The organism is Ancylobacter sp. 3268 (genome assembly GCF_031456575.1).
GTDB lineage: Bacteria > Pseudomonadota > Alphaproteobacteria > Rhizobiales > Xanthobacteraceae > Ancylobacter.
Map to the genome: position 1 here is coordinate 150,997 of NZ_JAVDUX010000006.1, position 12,679 is coordinate 163,675.

Sequence of the window (12,679 nt, forward strand, 5' to 3'; positions counted from 1 at the left end):
CCAATGGGTTACGAGAATATTCTGGTCCATACCGACGGGCGAGTCGGCGTCGTCACCCTCAACCGTCCCAAGGCGCTCAACGCGCTGAATTCGGCACTCATCGCCGAGCTGAACCGGGCGCTGGACAGCTTCGAGACCGATGCCGGCATCAGCACGGTCATCCTCACCGGCTCGGACCGCGCCTTCGCCGCCGGCGCAGATATCAAGGAAATGCAAGGACTTAGCTTCCCTGACACCTATACTGACGACTTCATCACCTCGTGGGAGCGGCTGTCGCGATTCCGCAAGCCGGTGATCGCCGCGGTGGCGGGATACGCGCTCGGCGGCGGCTGCGAGCTCGCCATGATGTGCGACATCCTGCTCGCCGCCGACAATGCCCGTTTCGGCCAGCCGGAAATCCAGCTCGGCATCATCCCCGGCGCCGGCGGCTCGCAGCGGCTCACCCGCGCGATCGGCAAGGCGAAGGCGATGGAAATGTGCCTGACAGGACGGACACTTAACGCTAGCGAGGCCGATATGTACGGCCTGGTTTCCCGCGTCGTTCCGTTGGCCGATTTGATGACCGAGGCGATGAAGGTCGCCGACACCATCGCCAATCTCTCGCTGCCGTCGGTGATGATGGCAAAGGAAAGCGTCAACCGCTCCTTCGAAACCACCCTCGGCGAAGGCATCCGCTTCGAGCGCCGCCTGTTCCAGTCGCTGTTCGCCAGCCACGATCAGAAGGAGGGCATGGCCGCCTTCGTCGAGAAGCGCAGCCCAAACTTTAACAACAGGTGAACGCTCCCCATCGCTATTGACGCCGCGGCGCCTGCCTACTATAAGCCCGCCACTCACGCGGGGCTCCCCACCGGAGCGCCCGCTTCCCTTTTGTCACATGACATTCCTGCTGGTGCAGCTTTGCTGGTCCGGCAACGATCGAAGAGGACGGCCGATGGCCAATACGCCCTCCGCCAAGAAGGCGGCTCGCAAGATTGCGCGTCGTACCGAGGTCAATGCGAGCCGTCGCTCGCGCATGCGCACCTTCGTCCGCAAGGTCGAGGAAGCCTTGGCGGCTGGCGACAGCGCTGCGGCTTCCGTGGCCCTCAAGGCAGCCGAGCCGGAGATCATGCGCGCGGCGCAGAAGGGTGTCCTCCACAAGAGCACCGCTTCGCGCAAGGTGTCGCGCCTGACCCTGCGCCTTGCCAAGCTCAGCGCCTGATCTAATCGACGAGAATTGCGACTGAAGAGATGGAAAGCCCGGCTTCATGCCGGGCTTTTTGCATTGCGACGAGCGCCGGCCTCCCCGAGGCCGGCCCGCATCGGAAAAGCGCCGGTGGCGGCGTCACATGAACGACACAGAGACGCCCGACCGAGCTCCAGCAGCGTATTCCAGCCTTGACTCCGATATGGCGCCAACGCAGCGACAATCTTGTCGCGAAGCTCGGAAACCGTTAACGGGCGCACAAATATTCACTTTAAAAATCAACGAGTTGAATGGCACGCTCCCGACACCCCGTCGAATCGCCCGTCCCGAGGCGGCCTGATCGCCCGCGATCAAAAAAAACCTATTTCGGCCCGATTCGCGCCCATTCCCTGAATCTTCCAGAGGAGTCAGAGATTTGCCGACTAGCAGTTCGACGCCGCTGGTGCCGAGGCGCCGAATCGGCCTGCGGCGGGATCGCCGAAACCGCCAAGAGCGTTGCGCGACGGGGAGGCCGTGTGTATGTTCTCTTCATCCGGCGAGGCCGGATATCTCAGCGAAAAGTTGAGTTTTCGAACTACTCATTGCACGTGAGGAGGAGTGTCGCATGTTGTTCTCAGCATCCACCACCTCCGCGTATATAGAGTACGCCGGGAATGACGGAGACCAATGTCAAACAACTTTAACTCTCCGTCGGAACTCTAGTAGCGTTCGTATATAGCGTCACCTGAAACCAATAAACGTCAACAGGGATGGCAATGCACTTGCCGCGAAGGGGCTCTTATGTTCACGCGAATGGGCGCGTTTGATATGACGCGCACAGGATCCGCCGGCCGCAGCTGCGGGCTTCGGGGAATATTCACCGACCGCGATCTGCCGAACCAAATCCAGGCATCCTGTTCATCCGCGTTGCCCCCCTGTTCCGGGCCTCCGGCCCCGATCCGGTGACGCCGCCGCCCTGACGGCCGCGTATTCCCAATTTGTCATCCGTCACCGCCGCGTTTGTCGCGCGTCGCGTATTGCTTGACGCATGCGTGACGTGCCGCCGGCCGGTGTTTCCAATAAACCGCCCAAAAAGCAGCGGAGACTCCATGTTCAAATCCAGCATCGTCGAGACGACCGTTTCCGATTCCGTCACCGTGCCGCTCCGCGGCAATGGGGACGCAGATGCGTTCGATGGAGATCCTCGCAGCTTCTGGGATCGGGTGCGCCGCCGCTTGCGTGCCGAGATCGGGGAAGAGGTCTATCTCAGCTGGTTTCCGCGTGTGGAACTGGACGGCATCTTCGGCGAAACCGTGCGCCTGTCCGTGCCGACGCGCTTCCTCAAGAACTGGATTCAGCAGCACTATATCGATCGCCTCAATACGTTGTGGAATGAGGAAATCGCCGGTTCGCACGTGGAGCTGTCGGTACGCACCGCAGTGCTGCGCAGCCCCGGCCACGTCCCGGTGATCGCCCGCGCCGAATCCTCGCCGCAGCCGCGTCCGCTCGCCGAGGTCAAGCCGATCACGTCCACTCCCGTCGCGCCGGCTTCCACGCCGGATCTCGGCGCCGGATCGCCGCTGGACGCCCGGCTCACCTTCGGCACCTATCGGTTGGGCAGTTCCAACCGGCTTGCCCATGCCGCGGCCTTGAAAGTGGCGCAGGCTCCCGCCGGCGGCCCTGCGGTGTTCAACCCGCTTTATCTCCACGCCGCCGTCGGCCTCGGCAAGACGCATCTGCTGCAGGCGATTGTCGCCGCCGGCGCCGAACGTGGCCGCCGCGTTGTCTATCTCACCGCCGAACGCTTCATGTATGGCTTCATCGCCGCGCTGAAGAGCCAATCCGCCCTCGCCTTCAAGGAGCAGGTGCGCGAGATCGACACGCTGGTGATCGACGACCTGCAATTCCTGCAGGGCAAGAGCGTGCAGCAGGAATTCTGTCACACCCTCAATTCCCTGATGGATTCTGGCCGGCAGATCGTCATTGCCGCCGACCGCCCGCCGTCCGAGCTCGATGCGCTGGAAGAGCGGGTGCGCTCGCGCCTCGCCGGCGGGCTGGTGGTGGAGATCGACCCGCTCGACGAGGACCTGCGGCTTGAAATTCTGGCGAGCCGCGTTGCCGCGCTCGCCCAGCAGCATCCCGGCTTCAGCGTGCCGCAGGACGTGCTGCAGTTCATCGCCCGCAATTGCGGCCAGAACGGCCGCGATCTCGACGGCGCCCTGAACCGGCTGCTCGCACATAATCAGCTGACCTCCCGCGCCATCACGCTGGAAATGGCTGAAGAGGTCGTGCGGGATCTCGTGCGCTCCTCCGAGCCCAAGCGCGTGCGTGTCGATGACATCCTGCGCATCGTTGCCAAGCACTACAACGTCACCCGTGCCGACATCCTCTCGCAGCGCCGCACCGCCAATGTGGTAAAGCCGCGCCAGATCGCGATGTACCTGGCCAAGATGCTCACCCTGCGGTCGCTTCCCGAGATTGGCCGACGCTTCGGCGGTCGCGACCACACGACCGTTCTTCATGCGGTGCGCAAGATCGAGGGGCTGGTGGGCAGCGACAGCGCGCTCGCCAGCGAGGTCGAGACGCTCAAGCGGCTGGTCAGCGAGTAGCCGACCCGCCAGCGCCGTCGCCAGGCGGCCGTTTATCCCCACCAAATCGCCGCACTGCGGCAAGGTGGGCTTGTATTGCTAAGGGTCTGGCGGCAATGTCGTCAGCCCGGCGGCGCGCCCGCGCCGCTCGCCGGGGCGCGATGTGAGGCAGCGCCCGCTTCATTCCGCGCCCTGGGAAGTCCCTCCCCTTTCCGAAAGCCACGGGTGTCGCGGCCATGAAGGTCACCGTCGAGCGGGCCGAGCTCCTCAAATCTCTCGCCCATGTCCACCGGGTCGTCGAGCGGCGCAATACCATTCCGATTCTGGCGAACGTGCTGATGCGCACCGATACGCGCGGCCTCGCCCTGCGCGCCACCGATCTCGACATCGAGGTGGTGGAGACCATCCCAGCCGAGGTCGGGCAGGAAGGTGCTACCACGGTGCCGGCCCACACCATCTACGAGATCGTGCGCAAACTGCCCGAGGGCGCGCAGGTACAGATTGAGACTTCGGGCGACCGCGGCACGCTCACCGTGCGCGCCGGCCGTTCGCGCTTCCAACTTCAGACACTGCCGGAAGGCGAGTTTCCGGACCTCGCCGCCGGCGAGATGAGCCACCGCTTCACCCTTCCCGCCGGGGAATTGCGCCGCCTCGTCGACAAGACGCAGTTCGCCATTTCGACCGAAGAAACCCGTTACTACCTCAACGGCATCTATTTCCACGTTGCCGATGCCGGCGGTCCGGTGTTGCGCGCCGTGGCAACCGACGGACACCGGCTTGCCCAGGCCCAGACGGAAGCCCCCGCTGGCGCAGCCGGGATGCCCGGAGTCATCGTGCCGCGCAAGGCGGTCGCCGAGATCCAGCGGCTCGCCGAGAATGGCGAGGCCGAGGTCACCGTCGAGCTCTCCAGCGCCAAGATCCGCGTCTCGCTCGATCGCGTGGTGCTGACTTCGAAGCTGATCGACGGCACCTTCCCCGACTACGGCCGCGTGATTCCGCTCAACAACGACAAGACGCTGGTGGTGGAGAAGGCCGACTTCGCCGCCGCCGTCGACCGCGTCTCGACGGTGGCGAGCGAGCGCGGCCGGGCGGTGAAGCTTTCCATCGCCGATGGCAAGCTCACTCTCTCGGTGACCAATCCAGACTCCGGCAGCGCGACCGAAGAGATCGAGGTCGAATATGCCGCCGAAGCGATCGATATCGGCTTCAACAGCCGCTATCTCCTCGACATCACCGGCCAGATCGAGGGGGCGACGGCAGAGCTGAAGTTCGCCGATCCCGGTTCGCCGACGCTGGTGCAGGACCCTGAGCGGCGTGGCGCGCTCTATGTGCTGATGCCGATGCGGGTGTGAGCTCGCCCGCCACCTACATCACGCGCCTGCGGCTGACCCAGTTCCGCAGCTATGGAGCAGCGGAACTGCGGTCCGAAGCCGACACGGTGGTGCTGCTTGGCCCCAACGGTGCCGGCAAGACCAACGTTCTTGAAGCTGTTTCACTGCTGGCGCCGGGCCGCGGCCTGCGCCGGGCTGCGCTCGATCAATTTCCTTATCGCCAGGACGGCGTGAGGGCGAACGGTTGGGCGGTTTCGGCGACTATCGCCGGTGCCTATGGCGACGTGACGCTTGGCACCGGACAGGAATCTGACCCAACAGGTGAGGTGCGCGCGCGCCGTTGCCGCATCGACGGCGAGCCGGTCGGCTCGGCTGCCGCCTTCGCCGATTTCGTACGGGTGATCTGGCTCACGCCGGAGATGGATGGCCTGTTCACCGGCCCGCCCGCGGAGCGGCGGCGCTTTCTGGACCGGCTGGTGCTGGCGGTGGATGCCGAGCACGGGGCGCGAGTGAACGCGCTGGAGCGGGCATTGCGCGCGCGCAATCGCCTTCTGGAAGAGCCGCGCACCGATCCGCGCTATCTCGATGCCGTCGAACAGGAACTCGCGGCCCTGTCGGTCGCGGTGGCGGCCGCGCGGCTGGAAACGGTGCGCCGGCTCGCCTCCGGCATAGTTGCCGGACGCGACGATGGATCGGCATTTCCTTGGGCGACACTGGCTCTCGACGGCGCGATCGAGCGCGAGCTGGCTCATCTGCCGGCGACGCAGGTGGAGGACGGCTACCGCGCTGTGCTGCGTGAAGCCCGCTCGCGCGACCGTGCCGCGGGACGGACGCTCGAGGGAGCGCATCTTTCCGACCTCATGGTCGGTCATGGCCCGAAAGCCATGCCGGCGGCGCAAGGCTCCACCGGCGAGCAGAAGGCGCTGCTGATCGGCCTTATCCTCGCGCATGCCCGCCTGGTGGCGGAGATGGCCGGCATGAGCCCGATCATGCTGCTCGACGATGTCGTCGCCTATCTCGATCCCTCCCGCCGGGAGGCACTGTTCGCAACGCTGCAAGCGCTCGGCGGCCAGGTATGGATGACCGGCGCAGACCCCGCTGCCTTCGCCGCGCTACCCGAGGGCGCCGAGCGGTTTTCGGTCCGTCCCGGCCAGATCGCGCCCACCTCGGCCCAATGAGTTCAACACATTGAGTTGATTTAACTATTTATTCCTTGACCTTTCGCGTGCGCGCGCGCACGTAGAGGCGATGGATTTGCTGGGATTGCTTGTCTTCGCTGCAGCGCTTGCGCTGGCCGCCGCCTCGCCGGGGCCGAGCGTGATTGCGCTGGTGGCGCGGACATTGGCACATGGGCGCCAGGGCACGCCTCCTCTCGTGGCCGGCATCATCCTCGGCGACATGGTATGGCTGGCGGCTGCCGCTCTGGGCCTGGCAGCACTGGCCGCCACGCTCGGCTCGCTGTTTGTCGTCGTGCGGCTGGCCGCGGCGACCTATCTTGTCTTTCTCGCCTGGAAGCTGTGGACGGCTCCTGCCCACGCCATGGCCGTCACCATGCCCAAGCCGACCGGCTCGCCCGCCGGGCTGTTCCTCACCGGCGTCGGCATGACACTCGGCAACCCTAAGGCGATGGCCTTCTACCTTGCCCTCCTTCCAACGATCATCGACCTCAATCACTTGACGATGCTCGCCTTCTTCGAGATGTGCGCGATCATCGTTATGGTATTGGCATTGGTCTTCGGCCTCTATATCGGCCTCGCCCAAAGGGCACGCGGCATGATCGGGAGTGACCGGACGATCCGGCTGATCAACCGCGCATGCGGCACGGCGATGGCCGGCGCGGCAGTGATGGTGGCCACGAAATAGGCGCGTGTTTGCGCTACAAAGAACCTGAACGATCTCAACGATTCGAAGAGCTGACAACCATGTCCGATACCGATTCCGCTCCGACTCCCGAAGAGTACGGCGCGCAGTCCATCCAAGTCCTCAAGGGGCTGGACGCGGTACGCAAACGGCCGGGCATGTATATCGGTGATACCGACGATGGATCGGGCCTCCACCACATGGTTTACGAAGTGGTGGACAACGCCATCGACGAAGCCTTGGCGGGCTATGCGACGGAAGTGACCGTCACCCTGAACGCCGAGGGCTCGGTGACAGTAACGGATAACGGCCGCGGTATTCCTACGGATATTCATCCGGAAGAAGGCGTGTCGGCGGCCGAAGTCATCATGACCCAGCTGCACGCCGGCGGAAAGTTCAACCAGAATTCCTACAAGGTTTCCGGCGGCCTGCACGGCGTCGGCGTCTCGGTAGTGAACGCGCTTTCGACCACGCTCGATTTGACCATATGGCGCAATGGGTTAGAGCACCATATGCGCTTCCGCCACGGCGATGCCGAGGCGCCGCTGGCCGTTAAAGGTCCGGCGTCGGCCGGCAAGCGCGGCACCATGGTGACCTTCGTCCCGAGTCCCGATACCTTCACTCACATAGAATTCGACTACGCGACTCTTGAGCATCGGCTGCGTGAACTCGCCTTCCTGAATTCGGGCGTGCGCATCGTCTTGACGGACGCCCGCCATCCTGAGGTCAAACGCGAAGAGATGATGTATGAAGGCGGCGTCGAAGCCTTCGTCCAGTATCTCGATCGTTCCAAGCAGGCGATTCTGCCGAAACCGGTGGTGATCCGCGCGGAGAAGGACGGGATTACCGTCGAATGCGCCCTGTCGTGGAACGACAGCTACCATGAAAACGTGCTGTGCTTCACCAACAACATTCCGCAGCGTGATCGTGGCACGCATTTCACCGGTTTTGCAGCGGCACTGACGCGGCAGATCATCGGCTATTCCGAGCGCTCGGGCATCGCCAAGAAGGAGAAGGTCGACCCGACCGGCGAGGACTGCCGCGAGGGCCTGACCGCCGTGCTGTCGGTGAAGGTACCGGATCCGAAATTCTCCTCGCAGACCAAGGACAAGCTGGTGTCCTCGGAGGTCCGGCCGGTGGTGGAGACGCTGGTCAACGACGCACTCAACAACTGGCTGGAAGAACATCCCGCCGAAGCGAAATCGGTGGTCGGCAAGGTGGTGGAAGCGGCGGCGGCGCGCGAGGCGGCCCGCAAGGCGCGCGAGTTGACGCGCCGCAAGAACCCGCTCGACGTCGCCTCCCTTCCAGGTAAACTCGCCGATTGTCAGGAGCGCGACCCGGCAAAATCCGAGTTATTCATCGTCGAGGGCGACTCGGCCGGCGGCTCCGCCAAGATGGGGCGCAACAGAGCCTTTCAGGCTATCCTGCCACTTCGTGGCAAGATCCTGAATGTCGAGCGCGCCCGCTTCGACAAGATGCTCTCATCCGATCAGGTCGGCACGCTGATTACTGCGCTCGGAACTGGAATTGGCCGCGACGACTTCAACGCCGACAAGCTGCGCTACCACAAGATCATCATCATGACCGACGCGGATGTCGACGGTTCGCATATCCGTACGCTGCTGCTGACCTTTTTCTTCCGCCAGATGCCGGAATTGCTGGATCGCGGGCATATCTATATCGCCCAGCCGCCGCTCTACAAGGTGACGCGCGGCAAGTCCGAGCAGTATCTGAAGGATGAGCGGTCGCTGGAAGATTACCTTGTTTCCCAAGGGCTTGATGATGCCAGCCTTTCCATGGCCACCGGCGAGGTTCGCGCCGGGGCCGACCTGCTCTCGGTCGTGGAAAGCGCTCGCGCCTTCCGCACGACGCTGCAGGGACTGCATCCACGCTACAATCGTGCGGTGGTCGAGCAGGCGGCGCTTGCCGGCGCGCTCGCATCCGGACTGCTGATCGACGAGGATCGCGCCGCGCAAGTGGCGGCCGATGTCGCGCAACGCCTTGATAATATTGCTGAAGATATCGAACGTGGCTGGACCGGCACAGCCGATGGCGCCGGTTTCCACTTCCAGCGCACGGTGCGCGGTGTGAAGGAGGTGGTCAATCTCGACGCAACCTTCCTCGGCTCGGCCGAAGCGCGCCGCCTCGATCAGCTCGTCGCCACTCTTCGCGAGGTGCATGCGCAAGCGGCCACACTGAAGCGCCGGGGCACCGAGACGCTGGTGCACGGCCCGATGGACCTGTTCGACGCCGTCACCGATGCGGGCCGAAAAGGCGTGTCGCTGCAACGCTATAAGGGCCTCGGCGAGATGAATGCCGAGCAGCTGTGGGAGACGACGCTCGACGTCAATGCCCGCTCGCTGCTGCAGGTGAAGGTGAAGGAGGTCGCCGATGCCGACGACCTGTTCAACCGGCTAATGGGCGATGTGGTGGAGCCCCGCCGCGAGTTCATCCAAGATAACGCCCTGCGCGCCAGCGTAGACACTTAGTGTTCGCGAGCCGCCGATACGATATCGGCGGCCTTCTGGGCAAGAGGATCAAGTCGTTGCGGAAGCCCGTCTCGCCGGACGATGTAATTTCTGCTGCTCGGGCAAGATAATCGATCCTCGCCGCCATAACGCCCTCAGTATGGTGCGGTGGACGATGAGACCGATTTCGTTGCGCCGGTGACCGGTGAGGTTGACTCCGGCGCAACTGGCCTCTTCCGCGGGTCTGGCTGATGTTGCTGACGCCAGCCCCGAGGCGTAGGTCGCGGCATTTCTGGTCGAGGACACCCGGCCGGCGGCTCAGGCGGCGCTCGACGGCCCCGCCGGTCCTCCGGGATGACGCCGGCACGGGTGGCGCGCGAGATCCACGCTACGGCCTTTCACAGCAATGACGCCTCCGCCCAGGACGGCATCGGCTCTGCCAGCCGGCATTTCCCGGCTCCCGCTGCCTCGGATGGCGGCGGGTCATCTGCCCTTCATGCCATCGGCTACCGCGATTGTGAGCAGCGGGACGGTCGCCTTTCGCGGGGCAGGCGATTTAACCTGCACCGAGGTTCCGCTGCGACAGGAGACACACCATGTTTCACCCGTCCACGCTTCGTGCATCCTCGCCTCGCGCGCCGCGCGTGTTTGCTGCGACCCTTGCGGTCGCGCTCGGCGCGGCCGCCCCTGCCCTCGCCCATCACGGTTGGTCCTGGGCGGAGGGCGAGAAGATGACGCTGACCGGTACCATCCGCTCCATCTCCATGGCGCCCCCGCACCCGACCTTGCAGGTCGCGGCGCAGGACGGCACGGTCTGGCGGGTCGACCTCGGCAATCCCAGGCAGACCGAGAATTCCGGCTTCACCGCCAACACCGCCAAGCCCGGCGACGCGATCACCGTGCTCGGCAACCGTTCGCGCGACGCGTCGCAGGCGCATATGAAGGCGGTGCGCATCACCATCGCCGGCAAGAATTACGACATGTATCCCGAGCGTATCGGCGACGGCTGACGCGCCACGTCCCCGTGGAATTTCTCGTCTCACTGGGAGGCTGGCCGGGGGCACGCTGGCTGCAAGGCTCGGCCACCGCCTATCTGCTGGTCAACGCCGCCCATATTCTCGGGATCGGGCTGATCCTCGGGGCCGTGCTGCCGCTCGATGCGCGCTTGCTCGGCCTCGCGCCCACGGTGCCGATGCCGATGCTGGTGCCGTTCCTGTCGCGCGCCGCCTCCCTCGGCGTCGCGCTCGCCGTGCTGACCGGCCTGTGGCTGTTCACCGTGCGGCCGGCGGAATATCTCGCCAACACCGCCTTCCTGGTCAAGATCGGCTTGCTGGCGCTCGCGCTGGCCAATGTCGGCTGGCAGCATGCGAGCGGCGGCTATCATCGCGTACTGGCCGGACTGCAGCCGACGCGAGCCGTGAGGCTACGAGCCTTCGCCTCGATGCTGCTGTGGCTCGCGATACTGATCGCCGGCCGTTGGATCGGGTTTCTCTAGGCGCGCACCGCGCGCGCGACCTCGCCGAGGATGTGCGGGAAGCCGCCCAAGCAGGGCTTCGAAAGGCGCAGCTATTCCGCAACGTAAGATGGCGACGGGCGAGTTTCGCCCCGCAAAGTTGGCATCTTCGATGCATGGACAGCCCAAGCCCCGGGGCATTCCCGGCGGCGCCACGCACGGGGATCGCCATGAGCACGGTGACGGAAACAGCGGGCAGCTCGGATTACACGGACGAAGCCAGGCACGCCGACATCAAGGTCCTGCACGAGATGGGCTATGCGCAGGAACTCGAGCGCCGCATGAGCCGGTTCTCGAACTTTGCCATCAGTTTCTCGATCATCTGCATCCTGTCCGGCGGCATCAACTCGCTGGCGCAGGCCACTTCCGGTGCCGGCGGCGCCGCGATCGGCCTCGGCTGGCCGCTGGGCGTCGCCATTTCCGGCGTCTTCGCCCTCGCCATGGCGCAGATCGGCTCCGCCTACCCCACCGCCGGCGGCCTCTATCACTGGGGCTCGATCCTCGGCAACCGCTTCACCGGCTGGGTTACCGCCTGGTTCAACCTGCTCGGCCTCGTCACCGTGCTCGGCGCCATCAATGTCGGCACCTACTATTTCTTCTTCGGCGCCTTCGGCCCGCTGCTGGGCATGGAGGACACCGTCACGGTGCGCATCGTGTTCCTGGCGGTGCTGACCGGCATCCAGGCGCTGATCAACCATCGCGGCATCGGCCTCACCGCCAAGCTCACCGACTTCTCCGGCTACCTGATCCTCGCCACCTCGGTGGCGCTGACGCTGGTCTGCCTCGCCTTCGCCCCCGGCTACGATATCGGCCGGCTCTTCACCTTCTCCAACTACACCGGGGCCGCCGGCGCCGATGTATGGCCGGAGGTCTCGACAGGCTGGGCGTTCCTGCTCGGCCTGCTGCTGCCGATCTACACCATCACCGGCTATGACGCCTCCGCCCACACCTCCGAGGAGACACTCGACGCGGCACGCGCGGTGCCGCGCGGCATGGTGATGTCGGTCGTGTGGTCCGGGGTGTTCGGCTATGTGATGCTGTGCGCCTTCGTGCTGATGATCCCCAACATGGACGAGGCCGCCAAGCAGGGCTGGAACGTGTTCTTCTGGGCGATGGACGCCCGGGTGCCGGGCCTGATCAAGGAAATCCTCTACCTCGCCATCTTCCTCGCCCAATTCCTGTGCGGCCTCGCCACCGTCACCTCGGTGTCGCGCATGCTGTTCGCCTTCGCCCGTGACGGCGGCCTGCCGGCTTCCGCCGCGCTCGCCAAGGTGAGCCCCAAGCACCGCACCCCGGTCGCGGCCATCTGGACCGGCGCCACGCTCGCCGTGCTGTTCGTCTGGGGCACCTCGCTGGTGTCGTTCGGCGGCACTTCGGCCTATGCCATCGTGGTGTCCTGCACGGTCATCTTCCTATTCTTCTCCTTCGCCATCCCGATCGCGCTCGGGCTGGTGGCCTATGGCAGTGCCAAATGGCCGAAGATGGGGCCGTGGAGCATGGGCGCCACCGCGTTCCGGCTGGTGGCGGTGCTGTCGATCCTCGCCATGGCGCTGATCTTCGTGCTCGGCATCCAGCCCCCCAATGACTGGGCGCTGTACATCACCGTCGGCTTCCTGGTGCTGGCGGGGGCGGTGTGGCTGGCCTTCGAGCAGCGCCGCTTCAAGGGGCCGCCGATCGGCGAGGAGATCGCCCGCCGGCAGGCGGCGATCCGCGCCGCCGAAAAGGCGGTGGGCGAGGCCGCCTGAACACCGTCCAGC

At 65.1% G+C, this 12,679-nt stretch carries 10 protein-coding genes; all 10 read left to right on the forward strand.

The window, feature by feature from the left end; genetic code table 11:
• Nucleotides 1-3 precede the first annotated feature (3 nt).
• The 10 genes from J2X65_RS10780 to J2X65_RS10825 all read left to right on the forward strand — a co-directional run bounded on the left by J2X65_RS10780 (nucleotide 4) and on the right by J2X65_RS10825 (nucleotide 12,667).
• On the forward strand, nucleotides 4-777 hold the full coding sequence (locus J2X65_RS10780; protein ID WP_310200909.1) for an enoyl-CoA hydratase: 774 nt from the start codon (nucleotides 4-6) through the stop codon (nucleotides 775-777).
• A gap of 154 nt (nucleotides 778-931) precedes the next feature.
• The gene (rpsT, locus tag J2X65_RS10785) at nucleotides 932-1,198 is read left to right on the forward strand and encodes a 30S ribosomal protein S20 (protein WP_310200910.1); all 267 of its coding nucleotides are present in this window, start codon (nucleotides 932-934) and stop codon (nucleotides 1,196-1,198) included.
• 1,073 nt (nucleotides 1,199-2,271) lie between these two features.
• Nucleotides 2,272-3,771 (forward strand): chromosomal replication initiator protein DnaA, encoded by a 1,500-nt coding sequence (gene dnaA, locus J2X65_RS10790; protein WP_310200911.1) that lies wholly within the window; start codon nucleotides 2,272-2,274, stop codon nucleotides 3,769-3,771.
• A 215-nt stretch (nucleotides 3,772-3,986) separates the two neighbouring features.
• On the forward strand, nucleotides 3,987-5,102 hold the full coding sequence (gene dnaN / locus J2X65_RS10795; protein WP_310200912.1) for a DNA polymerase III subunit beta: 1,116 nt from the start codon (nucleotides 3,987-3,989) through the stop codon (nucleotides 5,100-5,102).
• On the forward strand, nucleotides 5,099-6,259 hold the full coding sequence (recF, locus tag J2X65_RS10800; RefSeq protein WP_310200913.1) for a DNA replication/repair protein RecF: 1,161 nt from the start codon (nucleotides 5,099-5,101) through the stop codon (nucleotides 6,257-6,259). The genes dnaN and recF overlap by 4 nt, the downstream gene beginning before the upstream one ends.
• A gap of 70 nt (nucleotides 6,260-6,329) precedes the next feature.
• On the forward strand, nucleotides 6,330-6,944 hold the full coding sequence (locus tag J2X65_RS10805) for a LysE family translocator (protein WP_310200914.1): 615 nt from the start codon (nucleotides 6,330-6,332) through the stop codon (nucleotides 6,942-6,944).
• Nucleotides 6,945-7,003: 59 nt separating this feature from the next.
• Nucleotides 7,004-9,430 carry a DNA topoisomerase (ATP-hydrolyzing) subunit B gene (gene gyrB, locus J2X65_RS10810; protein ID WP_310200915.1) on the forward strand — a complete coding sequence of 809 codons (2,427 nt, stop codon included), beginning with the start codon at nucleotides 7,004-7,006 and terminating at the stop codon, nucleotides 9,428-9,430.
• Nucleotides 9,431-10,005: 575 nt separating this feature from the next.
• Nucleotides 10,006-10,419, forward strand: coding sequence for a DUF6152 family protein (locus J2X65_RS10815; RefSeq protein ID WP_310200916.1), 414 nt, complete (start codon nucleotides 10,006-10,008; stop codon nucleotides 10,417-10,419).
• A 14-nt stretch (nucleotides 10,420-10,433) separates the two neighbouring features.
• A complete protein-coding gene (locus tag J2X65_RS10820) occupies nucleotides 10,434-10,904 on the forward strand; it encodes a DUF2214 domain-containing protein (RefSeq protein WP_310200917.1) in 471 nt (156 codons plus the stop codon).
• A gap of 188 nt (nucleotides 10,905-11,092) precedes the next feature.
• Nucleotides 11,093-12,667, forward strand: a complete 1,575-nt coding sequence (locus J2X65_RS10825) for an amino acid permease (RefSeq protein ID WP_310200918.1) — start codon at nucleotides 11,093-11,095, stop codon at nucleotides 12,665-12,667.
• Nucleotides 12,668-12,679: the final 12 nt, after the last annotated feature.

What these genes read in the sequence shown, in the direction of transcription:
- J2X65_RS10825 (WP_310200918.1), top strand. Translation starts at nt 11,093, where the DNA reads ATGAGCACGGTGACGGAAACAGCGGGCAGCTCGGATTACACGGACGAA.
- J2X65_RS10780 (WP_310200909.1), top strand. Translation starts at nt 4, where the DNA reads ATGGGTTACGAGAATATTCTGGTCCATACCGACGGGCGAGTCGGCGTC.
- dnaA (WP_310200911.1), top strand. Translation starts at nt 2,272, where the DNA reads ATGTTCAAATCCAGCATCGTCGAGACGACCGTTTCCGATTCCGTCACC.
- gyrB (WP_310200915.1), top strand. Translation starts at nt 7,004, where the DNA reads ATGTCCGATACCGATTCCGCTCCGACTCCCGAAGAGTACGGCGCGCAG.
- rpsT (WP_310200910.1), top strand. Translation starts at nt 932, where the DNA reads ATGGCCAATACGCCCTCCGCCAAGAAGGCGGCTCGCAAGATTGCGCGT.
- dnaN (WP_310200912.1), top strand. Translation starts at nt 3,987, where the DNA reads ATGAAGGTCACCGTCGAGCGGGCCGAGCTCCTCAAATCTCTCGCCCAT.
- J2X65_RS10805 (WP_310200914.1), top strand. Translation starts at nt 6,330, where the DNA reads ATGGATTTGCTGGGATTGCTTGTCTTCGCTGCAGCGCTTGCGCTGGCC.
- J2X65_RS10815 (WP_310200916.1), top strand. Translation starts at nt 10,006, where the DNA reads ATGTTTCACCCGTCCACGCTTCGTGCATCCTCGCCTCGCGCGCCGCGC.